Below are 18611 nucleotides of genomic sequence, written 5' to 3' on the forward strand. Positions count from 1 at the left end.
ATCAGGAAATCACAACGGCACAAAAGAAAACGGTCCCGGCCTGATGCAAGCCGGGACCGTCCAATCGAACACTGGATCTACACAGCAGGGGTATTCCGTTCCGTAAACTGCCGCTGGTGCCAGTAGGGATAAATCGGCGTCACCGCGCTTGCCGCATCGAGGCGAGCTATCTGCTCCTCGGTGAGGCGGAATTCCGCCGCAACCAGATTCTGCTTCAGCTGCTCCTCGTTCCGCGCACCGATGATCACGCTTGAAACCGTCGGGCGATGCAGCACCCAGTTCAGCGCGATCTGCGGCACGGTGCGGCCTGTCTCAGCGGCGATCTCGTCGAGCACGTCCACGATCTTGTAGAGGTGTTCATCGGATACCGGCGGCCCGTTCTGCGCGGTCTGCGGCAGACGGCTGTTCTCAGGAATAGGCTGCCCACGGCGGATCTTGCCGGTGAGCCGTCCCCACCCGAGAGGACTCCACACCAGCGTCCCTACCTTCTGGTCGAGGCCCAGGGGCATCAGCTCCCACTCGAATTCGCGGCCTACCAGCGAGTAGTAAGACTGCTGCGCGACGTAACGCGCCCAGCCGTAGCGCTCCGAGATGGCCAGCGACTTCATCAGGTGCCAGCCGGAAAAGTTCGAGCAGGCGATGTAGCGGATCTTGCCCGCCTGCACCAGTCCGTTCAGCGTATCCAGCGTCTCCTCGATCGGCGTCAGCGAATCCACTTCGTGCATGTGGTAGATGTCGATGTGATCCACCTTCAGCCGCTTCAGGCTTGCCTCTACGGCGTTCAGAATATGAAAACGCGATGAACCGACGTCATTGATCCCGTCGCCGAGCCGGTAGGTTGCCTTGGTTGAAATCAGCAGGCGGTCGCGCTTGCCCTTGATCGCCTCTCCGAGCACTTCTTCGGCGTGACCATCTGAATACACATCGGCCACATCGAATAAATTGATCCCCGCATCGAGGCAGATATCGATCAGCCGCGACGCCTCACTTACGCCTGTTTGTCCCCACGCGCGAAAAAACTCAGTTGAACCACCAAAGGTACCGGTGCCGAAACTCAGCGCCGAAACCTTCAGACCGGAATGGCCAAGCAGTCTGTATTCCATGTCTCAATGGATGCGGAACATGGCGTCACGACTCCCATATCCTGCAGATTCCCTGCACTCTGCGCCGCCGCACCTTGCAGCCGCGACGGGACCTTGCGTATAGTTCGACCAAGATCAGTCCTTCTCTTTAAGGAGTGTCAAGATGCCCCCGTCCGACGCAACCGGCGCCGCCTCTATCGGTAAATCTGTGCAGATTCGTGGTGAAGTGAAAGGCAGCGAAGACCTCCTCGTCGACGGCCTGGTTGAAGGCACCATCACCCTTACGGAGAGCCGGCTCACGATCGGCCCCAACGCCCGCGTCAAGGCCAACGTCTCGGCCCGCGATGTGGTGATCCTCGGCGCCCTCGTCGGTGACATTACCGCCACAGGCCGCGTTGAGCTCCGCTCGGGAGCGAACATTCTCGGCGACGTGAAGGCCGCGCGCCTTTCCATCGAAGAGAACGCCATCTTTTCGGGCAAAGTCGATCTCGTCCAGAACGGGGCGGCACCAGCCGCAGCCACCACCCAGCCCGGCGCGCTTCAGGGCGCATCCTGATCTGGAACAGCGTGAAGGCGAGAGTCCATAACGGCCACTCGCCTTCACGCTCATACAACCTGAGCGCTGCAAAGCCCAGGTAACGAGGTAAGATCAGCACGCGTGCTCCGCAGCCTCTTCAAGCGAAATCAGGAACCCGAGCGCAATAGCCCGACCATGCTCTCAGGTCCGCGTATCCCCCGCCACTCGAGCGGCTGGGCTGCCATGCTCAAACACATGAAGGAAGAGGAAGGCCTTCGCGTGCTCGACATCGGACCAACCTCGCCGCAAAATATCAACTTCATCACCGGACTGGGCCATAGCGTCTACATGGGTGATGTTGTCCATGAGGCACTGACTGGTCCCGCCGACGGCTCCTGGATTCTCCCTGTCGACGAGGCCACCGGAAAGCCTGGCTTCGATGTCACCGGCTTTTTTGAGCAGAATCTGAACTTCGGCGGCCGCGAGTTCGACGTCGTCCTGCTCTGGACTACGCTCGACTACCTACCCGAAGGGCTCATCGAGCCGCTCGTCGCACATCTCCATCACTCCGTCTCCAAGGGAGGGCGTATTCTTGCGCTCTTTCACAGCAAGCTCGCAGGCGCCACAGCCTACTGCCGCTATCACCTCACCGAAGGCGATACCATCGAGATGCAGGAGACAGAGCCGCACCCCATTCAGCGCGTCTATACCAACCGCAACATCGAGAAGCTCTTCTCGAAGTACAGCAACTATCGCTTCTTCCTCGCCAAGGACAACCTCTACGAGGTCATCATCACGCGCTGAAGCGCTTCCCTGCGCTGCGGGCCGGTACTTCTTCAGGTCCGGCTGACTTTCCGCCTTCGATCTTCACCGGGCCGCGGCGCTCCTGTTCAACGGTGAACAGCTCTCCCTGCCACGAAACCTCCGCTCCCTGCGGATCATCTCGTGGCCGCAGTCCTTCGGTCGTTCTCCGTCCCAGCCCGTATTTCTGCCTCACCACCCGCACCAGTTCCCTAAGCCGCTCCTGATATGCCTCGGAGGTGAACGCATCCGTCGCATAGCGCCGCTCATAACTGGCCAGCAGCTGCGGAAAGTGATCCTTCACAAATTCGAGAAAGGTTCCCTTCGAGCATGGCTTGAGGAATAACGGATTCGCAGAAAAGAAGCTCGCGTCCGCCTCTTTCGCCCGCCGCGCCACTCCCTCAATGGCTGTCAGGTGATCGGTAATCCCGGGCAGCAGGGGTGAGCACAGGACTCCGGTTCGCAACCGTGCTTCGCGCAGCCGCTTCACCGTCTGGAAGCGAAGATCAGGCCGTGGCGCGCGTGGCTCGAGAATACGCGCCAGCTTCGCATCGGCAGTGGTGATCGTCATGTGGATGACCAGATCATGCCGGCAGGCGATCTCCGTCAGCACATCGATATCCCGCTCAATCAGCGTCGACTTGGTGACGATCCCCAACCGCAATCCGCGCCGCTTCGCAAAGACCTCGAGAATCCCACGCGTCACCCGCGCTCTCCGCTCAATCGGCTGGTAGGGGTCTGTCGCAGTACCCAGCGCAACCTCTTCGCCTGGCTTCAACTTCGCCAGCTCCTGCTCAAGCAGCCAGCGCGCATTCTCCTTGATGAAGATCTTGCGCTCGAAATCCGCCGGGTCGCGTAACTCCAGAAACTCGTGCGTGTAGCGCGCATAGCAATAACGGCAGGCGAACTCACAGCCCCGATAGGGATTGATGCTCTTCGCGAACCAGATCCCTCGTTTTGACACGGAGTGGTTCAAGAGTGAGCGCACCGGCAGCGTCCGGAATTCGATCTGGTATCCCTCCCCAGCCTCGCTCCCCTGAGCAGCAAGACGCGCAATGCCGCTAAGCCTGGATGTCTTCTCCTCGGAAAAGCCCTGCAAATTTCCCTGTCCAAGGATTGGAAACAGCGTCTCGATTTTCGCTTTTTCTTCGCTCATGACGACAACAGTACTCCGGGGCGCGCCCACCGTCAACGGTGAATATTCTGAGGCTTTTGACTCCATCAGAATCCGGCCACGCTCCTTCCGCATCCCATGAAAGGGTAGGATTTCTTCCTATTCCTCAATGGTTTACATAAGGAGCACGCACGCGATGACCGACTTCAAGGGAACCTCTATCACCTGGCTGGGCCACGCCTCCGCCCTCATCACAACCGCTCAAGGGACCCAGATCCTCATCGATCCGTTCTTCGCTCAGAGCCCGACCTTCCCCAAGGATTACGTGCTCCCTGAGAAGCTCGATCTGGTGCTCCTCACCCATGGCCATTTCGACCATATCGCCGATGCAGAACCGCTTGCGAAGCAGTACAAGTCGCAGGTGGTGGGCATGGTCGAACTCGCAGGCTGGCTGGCCTCGAAAGGTGTGGAGAACACCGTGGGGATGAATCTTGGCGGAACATACAGGTTCAAGGATGTTGCCATCACCATGGTCGAAGCCAAGCACAGCGCCTCGATCCAGGACGGCGACAAGACTCTGTATGCCGGAGTCGCAGCCGGCTTTATTCTCACCATCGACAATGGCCCGGTGATCTATCACGCCGGCGATACTTCGCTCTTCTCCGACATGAAGCTGATCGGTGAGCTCTACCAGCCGGAGATCGGTCTGCTCCCCATCGGCGATCACTACACTATGGGACCGAAGGCTGGCGCCATCGCGGCACAATATCTCGGGCTCAAAACAGTGATTCCCATTCACTGGGGAACTTTCCCTGGACTCACCGGCACACCTGCAGAGCTTCGGAAGCATCTTGCCACCGGCATTGAGATAACCGAACTGGCTCCAGGTGAAACCGCAAAGTAAACGCTGCCCTGCAGACACCCAAAGGCCCGGCCATGACTGGCCGGGCCTTTGGGTGAAAATACCTTTATGTTACTTTCTGCCGGTCTGCTTCTTTGCTGAAGTTCGTTTCACCGCGCGTGTCCGAGGCTTAGCAGCTATAACAAGTTTCTTACGGCCGGTAGCTGACCTTTTTACCGCTGGTTTCTTCTTAGGTATAACTGGAGTGACCACGGACTTATGACGCCCGCGCGATTTCTTGGCCCATGTACCTAAGAGAGTCCTGGCCTCTTGTAAGGCGACTATCTGCTGGTCAATTTCCCGGAGAATCAACTCGATCTGCACCTGTCCTCCCATACGACTCCTGAATGAAAACGGCTTGCCGGCAACACAGATAACCATGCTGCCCGTTCAATGCTTTGGAGATACTGCGCAAGCATAACCGCGACTGAGTGTGTTGCCAAGTCCGGATGGTGTAATTTCTACGCTTGGACTTAGGTCAGCATTACGAAGGACTGCTGTTGACATTACGAACGATCTACCCGCTCTCCCCTTCTATCGTGCAAACGGATGTATTCCACCAGGAGAGCGTCGTTATTCTTCCTGTCCCGATGCCGAACGTGAAGAGCGTGGTGCCGGAATCGAATATCCGTCGCCACCATGTGCGTAATCTCGCCCTTCCCGCTCCCGCATGGCATAAACCGATGCACCAGTCGGAGCATTTCCGTCCTGCGTATAACGGCGCAGTTCTTTGACCGTTTCCACCTTGTCACGCGCATATTCGCTGGCTAACCGCGTCAACGCGTAGGTCACGATATCGCTGTGATGGAGCCCTTCCATCTCCGGATCGCGGCGGAAGTTCAGCCACAGGCGATGCACCAGCTGTACATCCTCGGCCTGCAGCTGCGGCGCATGCGGGCCGATATGGAAGGCCTGCGCCTCGCCATCCGGCATCACGACGTAGAAGGTGAACTGCCGCTTCGGTTCGGGCAGGCTCTCCCACGCCTGCCCGACATGATAGGCCTGCTCCTGTGCTGACATCTTCGTCGAGAGGCCGGAGACCAGCGCAGACGCCTCGAGCTTGCTTGCTGTTTGCACCAGAGCTGCGAAAATATCGCCCGCCGGAACCACCAACAGTGAAATATGCTTGCCGAAGCTCTCCGCAACCGACACAGCCTTGGTGAAGAGCATCTGCTCGTGCTCGCTGAAGGGTTGCTCGTCGATGATCTCCGGACCACCGGCTCCCATCATGCGCACCGTCATCACCACCACGTCCTGCTCGTCGGTGTTGGTGCGGGAGAGTGCCCACTTGAGCGCGAAGGGATTTCCCGAATCGCGCATGGTGACGAGCATGGCTCCCGGATTGATCTCCAGCGCCTCCCGGTTGATTGCCTCCGGGTGCTCGAGCTGGAAGTGCTCCTTCATCTGCGCCGCGGTCGCAGCCTGTTTCTTCAGGTTCTTCTGCTCGGAAATCGAAAAGATCACAAAGAACGTCGCCGCAAAGGCAATGCCGCTCTCTGTAGCCACACTCTTGGTGAACAGGTTCACGATCGCCGTCGTGAATAGAACAAGAAAGACGGAAAACAGTCCGACCGGAAACTCTGTCTTGCCAATCTTGAGATTGATCGGCACCTTCCAGCCGCGCTCGCCCTTGAACTTCCAACGCAGCACCAGCATGGCCAGGCTGTTGAAAGTGAAACTCCAGATCACACCGAAGGCATAGGCCTCGCCGAGCGTGATCACGTTGCCCCGGCTCACGATGATGGTGAACAGCTGCAGCGCCGTCACCAGGTTCACAATGCGGTAGCTCGTGCCGTACTTGTGATGCGGCTTGCGGAACCAGTCTGTAAGCACGCCGTCTTCGGCCACGCGCATCAGAACGCCGGTCGAGCCGATGATCGAGGTATTGATGGCGCCCGAGAGGATCAGGAAGCCGACGAGCACCACGAAGACGCGGAAGATAATCTTCAGCGTCAGCGGCCCGACCATATACATGGCCAGACCGGCGATCAGGTTGTCGCGATAGAGCGGAATGCGCACCGAATCGGGAATGATCATGACCGCCAACAGCGAGACGATGCCGGTAAAAACAAAGCTGTAGATGGCAATAACGATCGCCGCGCGCTTCAGGTTCCTGAGCTTGGGGTGTTCGATCTCGCGGTTGACCTGCGCAAGCGTCTCTTCACCGCTCATCGCCAGCACCGAGTGACCAAATGCCATCAGGATGCCGAAGAGCCCCAGGGAGCCGGCCAGTTTCGTGCCGGAGAGGAAGCCCAGGGCATCTTTCGAGAAGTGCAGATTCGACGGCACAGGCAGCGGCGGCAGGGATACGTGCCGGAGAATCGCGGTCACAATGCCCCAGCCCAGCAGCAGCACGACCATAATGGTCGTGATCTTCATCACCTCGAGAGCCTTATCGCTCGACTCCTCGATGCCCTTGATGTTCTGCCACCAGTAATAAATAGTTACGGCGATGCAAAAGACAGCAGAGGTCTCGTCCACCGGGAACTGCCAGGCCGTTTGTCCGTGCACCAGAGCCGCGGGCAGCCAGCCATGCAAGGCTCCCTGCTGCATCAGCTCATTCATCAGCCCGGTGATGTACTGGCCGGCTGAGACGCCGGAAATAGGACCGGTGAGGATGTAGTCGAACATCAGCGCCGAGACGCTGAGCTTGGCAAATGTGCCGCCGAGCGCTTCCTTGACCACGCGGTAGACTCCGCCGCGGGTAAACATGGAACAGCTCTCAACGTAGACCGCACGTACGGCGAAAGAAAAGAGCATGACGCCGAGGATGAACCACGGCGCGGCTTTACCTACCGCCTCTTCCGCGATGCCTCCGGCATAGAAAGCCGAAGAGCCCAGGTCGTTCAAAACGACCGCTGCTGCCCTCCAGAACGAAATGAAGGTCAACATGACCGAGGAGGCTACAACAAGCCTGACTCGATTCGATTGCGGAGCGGAAAAAGTTTGTCCGGATGACATGGAATGTGGGCGAAGACTGTGGGTCAGAATCGGATGCCGGTACTATCTTTCATCTACCGGCCGGCGATCTTTCGTCCTGACGCTCTCGCTGAGTGTATGACCCACCGGCGAGCACGTCAATCGAATCGTCCCCTCCGTTACTTCTCTAGCAGCTCGGCAAAATCCTCAATAAAGCTGATGACTACCACCACGGCCGCACCTGCCAGTCCCAGAAAAAATAAACCGGTCAGCAGATGCATCCCGAATTGAGCTACTGCAATCATCTGTCTGATTGTACCTCTGCTTTCTGTCTTCGGCGTCCCATCTCCGGATACCCTCGGAGATGTTACACTCGCGCTGAATGGCCGTGGCAACCGACACCAGCAAATCCAGCGTGCCGCAAGCCCTTCGCCGTAGCGGGAGATGGCCCTCCGTTACCGCTGTGGTGCTCGCCCTGCTCGCAGCCTGCCTGCTCGATCTCCCCTTCCCGATTGCCGGACCGCTGCCTCCATGGCGCGCCTCGTTTGCGTGGATCGCGCTCATTCCGCTGATCGTTGCGATTCTCCGCCCCGCAGCTTCGGGAGCCGCGCACTTTCTGCGCCGCAGCGCTCTCACCGGGTACGTCTGCGGCATTGCGTGGTATGCGCTCAATTCCTACTGGATCGAGCGCACCATGCATCTCTACGGCAATGTGCCGGTCCCTGGCGCCATCGGCATTCTCCTGCTCTATGCGTTGATTCTCGGCCTGTACTTCGCGCTCTTTGGATTCCTGCTGGCGCTGGTGCGCTCCGTTACCCGCAGCATCGTCCCGGCACTGGGGCTCGCGCCGTTTGCCTGGGCTGCAGTGGAACTGGCCGCTTCCCGCGTTACCTGTGTGCCATGGGATCAGTTCGGCTACTCGCAGGTGGACAACCTGCTCCTGACTCGACTGGCTCCCTTCACCGGCGTCTACGGCATCTCGTTTGTGCTGGTGGCCGTCAACGCAGTGCTCGCAGCCGGGTTTCTGGTGAAGCCGGTGCGCCTGCGTCTTGCGCTGGCCGCGGCTGGCATCGCAGCGGCTGCATTATTGCAGGCCGGCACATGGATGCCTGTTGCCCCCGCGAAGACAGAAGCAACGGCCGTGCTGCTGCAGCCGGACTTCAGCGTGGATGAAGACCACGACTGGCCCGGCACCGAGTGGGACCAGAACATCGGCCGATTCCTGGCACAGAGCTCCAACACGCTGACCCCGTACTACACCGGCATGCCGAGTCCGGCGAAAACATTGCATGCGGCTCCCGCCGCGCCCGCTCCACCGATCTCGCTCATTGCCTGGCCGGAGGCGCCATCCCCCTTCGAAGAAACCGATCCGCGCTTCCTCACGGCCATGCACCAGCTCGCGGCGAATACCCACGCCGGCATCATTGTCGGCCTGCCCGCCGCCGACTGGGCGACGGACAGCCGAGGACGGCAGTATGTCCAATATTTCAATTCGGCAACGATTTTCAACACAAGTGGCGACCGCATCGGGCGCTATGACAAGATTCATCTCGTGCCCTGGGGTGAATACATCCCGTTCAAAGATCTCTTCTTCTTCGCGCACAAGCTCACACGCCAGGCCGGCAACTTTACGCACGGAAATCATCGCAGCGTCTACTCACTGAATGGTCATCGCTACGGAGTTTTCATCTGCTATGAGTCGATCTTCGCGGATGAAGTCCGGCACTTTGCAGATAACGGCGCCGAAGTCTTCGTCAATATTTCCGATGACGGCTGGTACGGCGACACCAGCGCCCCGTGGCAGCACCTGAACATGGCCCGCATGCGCGCCATCGAGAACCACCGCTGGCTGGTGCGCGACACCAACACCGGCGTCACCAGCGTCATCGATCCCGAAGGCCGCCTGCTGACCAGCGCGCCGCGCGGCATCTTCACCTCGCTTGCCGTGCAGTACGGTTTCCGGAACGACGTGACCTTCTATACCCGCCACGGCGACCTCTTCGGTTACACGTGTGTGATAATCACACTGGGCGTGGTGCTGCTGCTGGGTAAGCGGCGCATCCGATTCCAGCCCTGAAGACAGGTCCCGATCTCGTGTTGAACGATCTCGAATTCGCCTACGCTCCGGTACGCGAAAAAGTCCGTGGCCTGCGGGAGTACCTTTGACCCCGCCCGCCTCAAGTCTGATCTAGCCGAGATCGAGCAGAAGCTCTCCGATCCCAGCCTCTGGTCGAACCCCCAGCTCTCACAGCCGCTCATGCGCGATCGCAAGCGTTTTGAAGCGCTGCTGGCCGATGACGCGGAACTAGAGCGCCGTTCCGGCGATGTCGATGCGTATTTCGATCTGGCCCGGGAAGGCGAATCTGTCGAAGCCGAGCTCAAGCGCGAAATCAATTCGCTGAACGAATTTGCCGAGGCCATGGAGGCCCGCACGCTCCTCTCCGGCGAAACCGATGCGCTCAACGCGATTGTGACCGTGCATCCCGGCGCCGGCGGCACCGAGAGCCAGGACTGGGCCGAAATGCTGATGCGCATGTACCTGCGCTGGGCCGAACAGCAGGGCTTCAAGACGGAAATGAACGACTACCAGGATGGCGAAGAGGCCGGCATCAAATCCGCGACCTTCACCATCACCGGGGAATACGCCTTCGGCATGCTTTCCGGTGAAACCGGCGTGCATCGCCTGGTCCGCATCTCGCCCTTCGATCAGGCGAAGCGGCGGCACACTTCATTCGCGTCGGTCTTCGTCTCGCCGGAAATCGACGACTCGATCCAGATCGACATCAAACCGGATGAACTTCGCACCGATACGTACCGCTCCGGCGGCAAGGGCGGCCAGCATGTGAACACCACGGACTCGGCTGTGCGCATCACGCATCTTCCCACCGGCATTGTGGTGCAATGCCAGAACGAGCGCTCGCAGCACAAGAACCGCGAGAAGGCAATGAAGATGCTGCGCTCGCGCCTCTACGAGTACGAGCTCGAGAAGAAGAACGCAGAGACGAAGAAGCTCGAAGACTCGAAGCTGGACATCAACTTCGGCTCACAGATTCGCTCGTATGTGCTGCAGCCCTATCGCATCGCTAAGGATCACCGCACCAAGGTTGAAGTGGGCGACGTGGACCGTGTGCTCGACGGCTATCTCGAGCCCTTCATCCGCGGGTACCTGCTGCTCCGCCGCAATGGCGGCGTGCCGTCGGTGGTCGATAGCGGCGACGATCTGGAGTAATTGCGATGAATGAGCCCCAGCTGATCCAGCAGATTCTCGAGACGACGAAAATCATCGCCGTGGTCGGCCTGAGCGACAATCCTGCGAAGGCCTCGCACGGGGTCTCGAAGTTCATGCAGTCGCGCGGCTACCGCATTGTCCCGGTCAATCCGGCGATCGAAAGTGCACTCGGCGAAAAGTCCTACCCTTCGCTCGAAGAGGCCGTCGTGGCACTCGCTGCGGAAGGCATGAAGGTCGATCTCGTGAATATCTTCCGGCTGCCGCAGCATCTTCCACCGATCATTGACGATGTGATTCGCCTCAATCTGTCTGCCATCTGGATACAGGAAGGCATCGTGAATGAAGAGGCAGCGGCGAAAGCAGAGGCGCATGGCGTGAAGGTGGTGATGGACCGCTGCATTCTCAAAGACCGCATGGCTGCCGGATGGCAGTAGGACTGAGCACAGTCTCCGCACCATCTGCGACAATGTTGCTGCTATGACCCAGAGCCATTCCTCGCAGCCTGTCCTTAAGCCAATTCGCGCCGGCGTTATCGGCTTCGGTCTCGGCGGACGTATCTTTCATGCCGCCGTCATCGCCGCTACGCCTGGCCTTGAGCTTGCCGCTGTGGTGCAGCGCAGCAGTAAATCCGCGGCAGAAGTCTATCCTGACATCGCCATTGCTCATTCCCTCGATGAGCTGCTCGCGGACGATTCGATCCAGCTGGTTGCGGTCAGCTCACCCAGTGGCGACCACTACGCGCATGCGAAGCAGTGTCTCGAGGCGGGCCGGCACGTCATGGTCGATAAGCCCTTCACCCTGACCTCGGCCGAAGCACGCGATCTGATCGATCTGGCAACAAGCAAGGGGCTGGTCCTCGCGCCGTATCAAAACCGCCGATGGGATGGCGACTTCGTCACGCTGAAGCAGGTCCTGGCCTCAGGCGCGCTTGGACGCATCGTCACTTACGAATCGCACTTCGACCGCTTCCGCCAGGAATCGCGCACCAACTGGAAGGAAAACGGTGTGCCCGGCGGCGGGCTGCTCCTCGACCTCGGCCCGCACCTCATCGATCAGGCTTGCTCGCTCTTTGGCAATCCTGAAAGCGTCTGGGCCGATGTGCGCATCGACCGCGAAGGCAGCATGGTCGTGGATGCTTTCGACATCGAATTGAAGTTTGCCCACGGCCTCTCGGCATGGCTGCGTTCTTCGCTCACCGCATGCTTCCGCGGACCGCGCTTCCTTGTTCATGGCACCCAAGGGAGCTTTGTAAAGTGGGGACTCGACCCACAGGAGCCGCAGCTTCTTGCGGGTATGGAGTTTACCGATGCGGGCTTCGGCGAAGAACCGGAATCCGACTGGGGCACACTCCACATCGACGGCAAAGCAGACGAGCGTGTCCCGACCGTGCGCGGCGACTACCGCAGTATTTATGCCAATCTCCGGGATGCCATCCTGGGCATCGCACCGCTCGAGGTTACGGCTGAGCATGCCTGGCGTACCGCACGCATCATCGAACTGGCCATCGAATCCAGCCAAACCGGCCGGCGTTTCACTTATCCGGATTGAGCCCTGCAGCAGGAACCTACTGCGGGCCCTTAGCCTTCGCTTCTTTCAGGCGGCGGATCTCCTCCATCCGCTGCCCGAGAAGTTTTTCGCGGCCTTCCGCAGTCGGGTGATACCAGCGCCGTCCGCGCAGGCGATCAGGCAGGCACTCCATATCTGCCACCTTGCCCGCTTCGTCATGCGCATATTTATAACCGTGACCGTAGCCTAATGTTTTCATCAGGCCGGTTGGCGCGTTGCGAAGGTGCAGCGGAACAGGCTCAGCGCGGTTGTGCTCGATCTCATCGAGGATTTCGCCATAAGCCGTGTAGACAGCATTCGACTTCGGCGCCAGGGCAAGATAGACGACGGCCTGCGCCAGCGCCAGATCACCCTCCGGCGAGCCGAGAAACTCCATCGCTTCCCGCGCAGACAGGGTCAGGTTCAACGCCTCGGGCGAGGCAAGGCCGATATCTTCGACGGCCATGCGCACCACGCGGCGAGCAATGTACATCGGGTCTTCACCAGCCTGCATCATGCGCCCTAACCAATAGAGCGCCGCATCGGCATCGGAATTGCGCACCGACTTATGCAATGCAGAGATGAGGTTGTAGTGTTCCTCACCCTTCTTGTCATAGAGCAGTACACGCTGCTGCAATGCTTCGACAGCAAGATCCTTCGTGATGGTCTTCTCGCCGCGCGCCTCGGCCAGCTTTGCCGAGACTTCGAGAGCATTCAGCGCATTGCGCGCATCGCCGCTTGAGTACGACGCCAGCGTAATCAGCGCATCATCCTCCGCGCCGATCTGCATCCGCCCGAGACCACGCTCTTCATTTTCGAGAGCGCGGCGCAACAGTGTGAGCAGTTCTTCTTCGCTCAGCGCCTGCAGCGTGTACACGCGGCAACGAGAAAGCAGCGCGCCGTTGATCTCGAACGAGGGGTTCTCGGTCGTCGCGCCGATGAGACGAATCGTCCCGTGCTCCACGTAAGGCAGAAAGGCATCCTGCTGCGCGCGGTTGAAGCGGTGAATCTCGTCGATAAAGAGGATGGTGCGCGAGCCGAACTGCGCGGCCTTCTCCGCATCGACCATCACCTGCTTGATTTCCTTGATCCCCGACATGACCGCCGAGAACTCGATGAAGGTGGCATGCGTGGCATGGGCGATGATCTTGGCCAGAGTGGTCTTCCCTACGCCGGGAGGCCCCCAGAAGATCATGGATGCAGGATCGTCGCGCTCGATCTGCACGCGCAGCGGTTTGCCCGGCGCAAGCAGATGCTTTTGCCCTACATACTCTTCAAGATTGCGTGGACGCATGCGCTCGGCCAGCGGCGCAGCGAGATTGCCGGAAGAGGCCAGATCCGGTGTCGGTTGAAAGAGGCTCATCGCGCACCTCCACGCTGGCGTGCTGCTTCATAGAGCAGCACGGAGCCCGCAACGGCTACGTTCAGCGATTCGACAGGACCAGGCATGGGAATAGTCACACGTGCATTTGCCCGCTCTACGAGCGAAGCTGCCAGGCCTGCGCCTTCGTTGCCCAGCAACAAAGCAGTTGGCTGCGTAAAATCCCAGCTTGTGGCAGAGCCGCCATCGACTGCCACCGCGGCTACCGTCTTGATGCCCCGTGCTTCCAATGCTGCAAAGAATTCACTTTCCTTTGCCGTCACGCACGACAGACGGAAGGCTGACCCGGCTGATGCACGCAAAACTTTCTGATTAGCTACGCTCACGGTGCCTGGCAGCATGACAAATCCTGTAGCGCCAAATGCCTCCGCCGAGCGGATCAGAGTGCCGAGATTTCCCGGGTCCTGCAGACCACCCGAGACCATCACCAGCGCCGGTCCTCTACGATCGAGCACCTGGTTCAACGTCCAAAGCGGCAGCCGCACCAGCGCAGCCACGCCCTGTGGCGACTCAGTATGCACGGCGCTGGCAAAAACATCCGGAGCAACAGCCAGCAGTTCCGCATCCGTGGGCAGGTGCAGCCGTGCGAGCCTGGCCTCCTGCCCCTGCTCCACGAAAACAGTCGAAAACTTCAGCCCGCTTGCAGCGGCTTCGGCGAGCAGATGCTCGCCTTCGATTGCGATATCCCCGGCAGCCGACACGCCCGCGCGCAATTCCTTCACACGTGCATTCTGTCGGCTCTGGATCAATCGTGGCGCGGCCATGGGCATTTATGGATTCTATCGCTCCCAGCCCCTGCCCCTCTGTGGACAGCCTGTGGCATAGAATTGACGTGTCGTACCTGTTCCGGACGGATGCCGTCCTCGAGAAGCCCAAGAACCGCCGGACAGCCATGTTTTCTTTGAATGGGAGCCACCTTGTCTGCAGAGATTCTGCGCATCCATCCGGATGAGCCCGAGCCGGATCGCGTGCAATACATTGCTTCGTGCCTGAAAAGCGGCAAAGTTGTCGCCATGCCCACGGATACGTTCTACGGGCTGGCTGTCGACCCCGTGAACCTTCGCGCGGTCGAGCGTATTTACGAGATCAAACGCCGGCTCAAGCACAAGCCTCTCTCTCTGCTCATCGCCAATGTGTCTCAAGCCTACGAACTGGCGAGAGAGACCGGCTCCACGCTTGACCGCCTTGCCGAGCGCTTCTGGCCTGGCCCGCTGACGCTGATCGTCAAGGCCGGCTCCAAGCTGCCGCTGCGCAGCACTGCCAACACCGGCAATGTGGCTATCCGCGTGCCCGATGCCGCTATCCCGCGTGCCGTGGTCGAGGCCTTCGGCCTGCCCATCACCGCGACCTCGGCCAATCTGCAAGGCATGCCCGAGTGCACCTACGCAGCAGGCGTCCGCGATCAGATCGGCGACCGCATTCCTGTCATCGTCGACGGCGGCCCGACCGGACGCAGCCTGCCCACCACCATCGTCGATCTTTCCGGCGGCGAAGGTACCTGGCAGATTCTCCGCGAAGGCGCCATCCCGACCCACGAGATCGCTCTCGCTCTACAAGCCTGATCCACCCCGCGTCTTCGCATGATCGTCCCGGCTTCCAATCTTCGACATCTCCACTCGCCGGCGGGTTCAACCCGCCGGGGCCGAAGCCGGGGCAAAATGATTGCCCTGCTCCTCCTGCTGCTGTTCGTCGCAGCGCTGGGCTGGACTGCCTGGGTCTACAGCCAGGTTCTCAACTATGCTCACCGCGACGAGGCCCGTCCGGCCGACGCGATCGCCGTCTTCGGCGCAGCCGAGTATGACGGCCGGCCCTCGCCCGTGCTTAAAGCCCGCCTGGATCACGCTCTGGCGCTCTACCAGGAAAAACTCGCGCCCATCATCGTCACCCTCGGCGGAGGCGATCCCGCAGACCTTCATTCCGAAGGCGGAGTAGGCCATGATTACCTGCTGGGCCACGGCGTGCCGGAACGCGCCATCATCGCGGAAACCGAAAGCCGCAATACGGAACAATCCACCCGCCGTCTCGCTGTCATCGCCCGCGCAAACCAGTTGCACACGATCGTAGTGGTCAGCGACGGCACGCATCTCTTCCGCACCCATGCGTTGTGCGAGAGCCTTGGTCTCACCGTCTTCACTTCTCCCCGGAGCATGGGCAAAGGCCTGAGCCGGCAAGAAGAAGCGGAACGCATCGGGCACGAGGTTCTCAGCTATACGGCATGGCGTTTGCGGCGGATGATCGGCTTCGATCGCACTCCGCCGGGAGCACCCTAACTAAGACGTATCTACCTATAGCTACAAGAAAGGGTTGTCATTTCGACCGGAGCAGGACGGTTTTTGGTCCTGCGGAGTGGAGAAACCTGCAGTTCTGCCTGGGCCGGAGAAAACTGCAGGTTCCTCCGCTACGTTCGCCTTACGGCTCACTCCGGTCGGAATGACAATGCGCAATAAATATAAGTCGCTTATTTTCAGTCTGGATATAGGGGGATACGCCCTAAAACGAAAGCATCCCCGCCAGCAGGAATCCGGCCAGGGCCGCCGCGCAGGTGGAGAGAAAATTCACCGCATCGTTATTCAGCCGCCCTGCGCGCTCGAGCGTCGCACCGAGCAGGCTATCCACAAAGAGCCCCAGGATTCCTGCTCCGGCCGCAATCGCAGCCTCCAGCGGGCGCAGCGGCAGGACCAGACCCGCCAGCAGCGCGATCGCCATAGCTCCAAGGCAGCCTGCTAGCGTCCCTGCCACAGAAATCGCGCCGTCGGTGCCCGGAGCGACCCGCCTCCCGGTCGTGATCATCAGTGGTTCGCCACCCAGCACAGCTCCCAGTTCCGAGGAAAGCGTGTCCGCCGTCGCCTCGGCCATCGCTGCGACCGAGGCCACCAGCAGCGGCCTCCCCAGGATCGCCAGTACCGGGACCGCACCACGTAACCAGACCACAGGCATCACCACCAGTGCGGCCATCCCCAGATTTGCCGCCACCTGCGAGGCCGAACGACCACCATGGCCCTCGGCAACGGCCAGCTTTTCCTTCTTCGTTTTTCCAAACTTTGTCGCCGCAAAGGTCAATACAAAAAGCGCCGCCAGCGGCCACAGAAGCGTCCTCCAGCCTGGCTGAGCCAGGTAAAGTGTCACAGTAAACAGGCCGCCCGTCGCAGCCGCCCCGGGTGTCGCGGCCCGCAGCCCAAGCACCAGCAACGCAAATCCGGCCCCAATGGCTACTGCCTGCCCGAAGAGCCATAAGCCGGCCGAATTCCGCGCTTCCAGCACACCCGGAACAGAGGCCAGCGTTCCCAGCAGGCACACCGCCAGCACTGCCCATGACTGCCAGCTCAGGGATTGCAACCCTGCTACCGTTCGCACCTGTTCCTGCTTCTCCACGCGCTTTTACCTCTTATCGGAATCGCCGCCTGCTAACTTTTCGGCGGCCAGGATTTACCTTCTCAGCTTTCCTTCCCCCCTTCTGTTAAGTCAAACCCTACGGTGATTTACAATCGAATTTCCATCGGGTTTCGCTCTTCTATTCACGGAAGGCGGCGGGCATCGATCCGGAACGATCGTGGAGTGAGGTATTTACGAGTGCAGAGTATGAAATGGCTGGCAGCCGCGTCGCTGCTGGTTCTGGCCGGTCTCACGGGTTGCGGTAGCCAGTATCGTCCCGTTATCAATCAGGTAACCGGCACAGGTCCCGCGTCGGAGCCGACAGCCTATGCCGTGGTCGTTTCGCAGCCTGAGCTGACCCCTCCCAGCAGCCTGGCCACCACCAAGCCGCCCTGCCCGACCACGCAATATTCCGATGCGGGCATCGTCACTCTGTACGATTTCTCCGGCGACAGCGTCATGGCGCAGGCTCAGCTCGGCACAGGCCCGCTCGGCTTTGCCTTCAATGCCTCCGGCAGCGATGCCTATACGCTTAACTGCGACAACACGATGAGCACCATCCCCATCTCCCAATCGCTGCAGACGAAGAACGTGCTGAGCAGCACCTTCTTTTCCGGCGCCGCGCCGATCAATGCCCTTGCTGCCAGCGCCAGCGAGTATGTCGTCGAAGAGGCCCGCGACGCCGTCGCTGCCTACAGCGGCAGCCCTGCTGCGCTCGTCCAGGAAGTCACGGTTGCGCCCTCCGTGGTCAACGTCACCGGCATCAATTCCGGCGCCCGTATTTATGCCATCAGCCAGGGCAACAGCTCCAACAGCCTGGCCTGGGGAAGCTGCTCCGATCCGTCTTCCGTCTCGACGAACGGTGAGGCAGACGGCATCGAAGTCTCTACGAACACCGTCTCTTCGCAGCTCCAGCTCGGCATCTGCCCGGTCTACGCTGTTACTTCGGCGGACGGCCTGCGTACCTTTGTGCTGAACCGCGGCAGCGGCACGGTCACAGTCATCAATGCGCAGTCGAATTCGCTCGATACGAATTCGAACTCCTCCTATCTCGGCTCGACTGCCACCATCAATCTCTGCAACACCTCTAATTCCACCAGCGGCATCACCGCTTCCTGCGGCGCACAGCCTGTCTACGCCGCCTTCTACACGCTCGGCGACCTGCTGGTGACTGCCAACTACGGCAACAACACCATGAGCGTCATCGATGTCTCCACGGATATCTACGGCAACGACAGCTCAACCTTCGGCAAGATTGTCGGCACGATCAGCACCGGCGCCAATCCCGCTGCTCTCACCATCCTCGGCGACGGCAGCAAGGTCTACTCGGCAAACGAGGGTGACGGCACGGTGACTGTCGGCAGCCTCACCAGCTACACGGCGCAGTCGACCATCACGCTGCTTGGAACAGCCACCTCCAACAACACCATCTCGGACACGGCCATCCTGCAGCCCCGAGTCATCGACTCGATCTACAACTACCCCTCCGGCCGCGTTTATGTCGGCGCTCCGAACAGCGAGTATCTGAACATCATCGATACGGAATCCGACACGATCACCGCCTACCCGGCGGTAGAAGGCCAGATCGTCGATCTGCACACGACCACGCAGTATGCCGGCGGCACCTGCACGGCAACTTCAACCACTGGCGCTGAAACCTATTGCAATCAGATCCTGACCAGCCATAGCTACGGCTCTGGTACTCCATAGCCAGAAACTTATGGAAAGAACAAAGGGCGGCCGAATGGCC

17 protein-coding genes are annotated in these 18611 nt (G+C 60.1%); 10 read left to right on the top strand and 7 right to left on the bottom strand.

Annotation, left to right across the window (positions count from 1 at the left end; all coding sequences use genetic code 11):
* Nucleotides 1-77: 77 nt before the first annotated feature.
* Nucleotides 78-1103 (bottom strand): aldo/keto reductase, encoded by a 1026-nt coding sequence (locus ESZ00_RS12340; RefSeq protein ID WP_129208561.1) that lies wholly within the window; start codon nt 1101-1103, stop codon nt 78-80.
* A gap of 142 nt (nt 1104-1245) precedes the next feature.
* Between ESZ00_RS12340 and ESZ00_RS12345 the strand changes: the two genes are divergently transcribed.
* Both ESZ00_RS12345 and ESZ00_RS12350 read left to right on the top strand, forming a co-directional pair.
* Nucleotides 1246-1638: a bactofilin family protein gene (locus ESZ00_RS12345; protein WP_129208562.1), complete on the top strand. Its 393-nt coding sequence runs from the start codon at nt 1246-1248 to the stop codon at nt 1636-1638.
* A 102-nt stretch (nt 1639-1740) separates the two neighbouring features.
* Nucleotides 1741-2403, top strand: a complete 663-nt coding sequence (locus ESZ00_RS12350; protein ID WP_129208563.1) for an SAM-dependent methyltransferase — start codon at nt 1741-1743, stop codon at nt 2401-2403.
* Here the strand turns inward: ESZ00_RS12350 and ESZ00_RS12355 are convergent.
* The gene (locus ESZ00_RS12355; RefSeq protein WP_129208564.1) at nt 2393-3556 is read right to left on the bottom strand and encodes an SPL family radical SAM protein; all 1164 of its coding nucleotides are present in this window, start codon (nt 3554-3556) and stop codon (nt 2393-2395) included. The genes ESZ00_RS12350 and ESZ00_RS12355 overlap by 11 nt on opposite strands.
* Before the next feature lie 154 nt (nt 3557-3710).
* On the opposite strand from ESZ00_RS12355, the gene ESZ00_RS12360 reads away from it, so the two are divergent.
* The gene (locus ESZ00_RS12360; RefSeq protein WP_129208565.1) at nt 3711-4418 is read left to right on the top strand and encodes a metal-dependent hydrolase; all 708 of its coding nucleotides are present in this window, start codon (nt 3711-3713) and stop codon (nt 4416-4418) included.
* A 570-nt stretch (nt 4419-4988) separates the two neighbouring features.
* Here the strand turns inward: ESZ00_RS12360 and ESZ00_RS12365 are convergent.
* Both ESZ00_RS12365 and ESZ00_RS20400 read right to left on the bottom strand, forming a co-directional pair.
* Complete coding sequence (locus ESZ00_RS12365) at nt 4989-7376, bottom strand: APC family permease (protein WP_129208566.1); 2388 nt, start codon at nt 7374-7376, stop codon at nt 4989-4991.
* A 137-nt stretch (nt 7377-7513) separates the two neighbouring features.
* Complete coding sequence (locus ESZ00_RS20400) at nt 7514-7639, bottom strand: hypothetical protein (RefSeq protein ID WP_268235302.1); 126 nt, start codon at nt 7637-7639, stop codon at nt 7514-7516.
* A gap of 110 nt (nt 7640-7749) precedes the next feature.
* Between ESZ00_RS20400 and lnt the strand changes: the two genes are divergently transcribed.
* The 4 genes from lnt (at nt 7750) to ESZ00_RS12385 (ending at nt 12111) form a co-directional block, all read left to right on the top strand.
* Nucleotides 7750-9411, top strand: coding sequence for an apolipoprotein N-acyltransferase (gene lnt / locus ESZ00_RS12370; RefSeq protein WP_164981495.1), 1662 nt, complete (start codon nt 7750-7752; stop codon nt 9409-9411).
* A 17-nt stretch (nt 9412-9428) separates the two neighbouring features.
* Nucleotides 9429-10563 (top strand): peptide chain release factor 2 gene (gene prfB, locus ESZ00_RS12375; RefSeq protein ID WP_204520206.1). Its coding sequence is split into 2 segments (ribosomal slippage): nt 9429-9497 and nt 9499-10563, totalling 1134 coding nucleotides; the frame shifts between segments, so codons are not numbered across the junction.
* Between the two features lie 5 nt (nt 10564-10568).
* Nucleotides 10569-10997 (top strand): CoA-binding protein, encoded by a 429-nt coding sequence (locus ESZ00_RS12380; protein ID WP_129208569.1) that lies wholly within the window; start codon nt 10569-10571, stop codon nt 10995-10997.
* A 43-nt stretch (nt 10998-11040) separates the two neighbouring features.
* On the top strand, nt 11041-12111 hold the full coding sequence (locus ESZ00_RS12385; RefSeq protein ID WP_129208570.1) for a Gfo/Idh/MocA family oxidoreductase: 1071 nt from the start codon (nt 11041-11043) through the stop codon (nt 12109-12111).
* A 16-nt stretch (nt 12112-12127) separates the two neighbouring features.
* Here the strand turns inward: ESZ00_RS12385 and ESZ00_RS12390 are convergent, their stop codons facing one another.
* On the bottom strand, nt 12128-13471 hold the full coding sequence (locus ESZ00_RS12390; protein ID WP_129208571.1) for a replication-associated recombination protein A: 1344 nt from the start codon (nt 13469-13471) through the stop codon (nt 12128-12130).
* Nucleotides 13468-14211: a TrmH family RNA methyltransferase gene (locus ESZ00_RS12395; RefSeq protein WP_229741231.1), complete on the bottom strand. Its 744-nt coding sequence runs from the start codon at nt 14209-14211 to the stop codon at nt 13468-13470. Before ESZ00_RS12395 ends, ESZ00_RS12390 begins: the two co-directional genes overlap by 4 nt.
* Nucleotides 14212-14406: 195 nt before the next feature.
* On the opposite strand from ESZ00_RS12395, the gene ESZ00_RS12400 reads away from it, so the two are divergent.
* Entirely contained in the window at nt 14407-15051 is a 645-nt protein-coding gene (locus ESZ00_RS12400) for an L-threonylcarbamoyladenylate synthase (protein ID WP_129208572.1), read from the top strand.
* Nucleotides 15052-15147: 96 nt separating this feature from the next.
* Complete coding sequence (locus tag ESZ00_RS12405) at nt 15148-15759, top strand: YdcF family protein (RefSeq protein WP_229741232.1); 612 nt, start codon at nt 15148-15150, stop codon at nt 15757-15759.
* A gap of 220 nt (nt 15760-15979) precedes the next feature.
* On the opposite strand, the gene ESZ00_RS12410 is transcribed toward ESZ00_RS12405, so the two are convergent.
* A complete protein-coding gene (locus tag ESZ00_RS12410; RefSeq protein ID WP_129208574.1) occupies nt 15980-16861 on the bottom strand; it encodes a DUF92 domain-containing protein in 882 nt (293 codons plus the stop codon).
* A 207-nt stretch (nt 16862-17068) separates the two neighbouring features.
* Between ESZ00_RS12410 and ESZ00_RS12415 the strand changes: the two genes are divergently transcribed.
* Nucleotides 17069-18571 carry a YncE family protein gene (locus ESZ00_RS12415; protein WP_129208575.1) on the top strand — a complete coding sequence of 501 codons (1503 nt, stop codon included), beginning with the start codon at nt 17069-17071 and terminating at the stop codon, nt 18569-18571.
* Nucleotides 18572-18611 lie beyond the last annotated feature (40 nt).

This window comes from Silvibacterium dinghuense (genome assembly GCF_004123295.1).
Classification (GTDB): domain Bacteria; phylum Acidobacteriota; class Terriglobia; order Terriglobales; family Acidobacteriaceae; genus Silvibacterium; species Silvibacterium dinghuense.

Coding starts and splice junctions, on each gene's coding strand:
- ESZ00_RS12385 (WP_129208570.1), top strand. CDS start 11,041: ATGACCCAGAGCCATTCCTCGCAGCCTGTCCTTAAGCCAATTCGCGCC.
- ESZ00_RS12340 (WP_129208561.1), bottom strand. CDS start 1,103: ATGGAATACAGACTGCTTGGCCATTCCGGTCTGAAGGTTTCGGCGCTG.
- ESZ00_RS12360 (WP_129208565.1), top strand. CDS start 3,711: ATGACCGACTTCAAGGGAACCTCTATCACCTGGCTGGGCCACGCCTCC.
- ESZ00_RS20400 (WP_268235302.1), bottom strand. CDS start 7,639: ATGATTGCAGTAGCTCAATTCGGGATGCATCTGCTGACCGGTTTATTT.
- ESZ00_RS12345 (WP_129208562.1), top strand. CDS start 1,246: ATGCCCCCGTCCGACGCAACCGGCGCCGCCTCTATCGGTAAATCTGTG.
- ESZ00_RS12365 (WP_129208566.1), bottom strand. CDS start 7,376: ATGTCATCCGGACAAACTTTTTCCGCTCCGCAATCGAATCGAGTCAGG.
- ESZ00_RS12380 (WP_129208569.1), top strand. CDS start 10,569: ATGAATGAGCCCCAGCTGATCCAGCAGATTCTCGAGACGACGAAAATC.
- ESZ00_RS12355 (WP_129208564.1), bottom strand. CDS start 3,556: ATGAGCGAAGAAAAAGCGAAAATCGAGACGCTGTTTCCAATCCTTGGA.
- ESZ00_RS12405 (WP_229741232.1), top strand. CDS start 15,148: ATGATTGCCCTGCTCCTCCTGCTGCTGTTCGTCGCAGCGCTGGGCTGG.
- ESZ00_RS12390 (WP_129208571.1), bottom strand. CDS start 13,471: ATGAGCCTCTTTCAACCGACACCGGATCTGGCCTCTTCCGGCAATCTC.
- ESZ00_RS12415 (WP_129208575.1), top strand. CDS start 17,069: ATGAAATGGCTGGCAGCCGCGTCGCTGCTGGTTCTGGCCGGTCTCACG.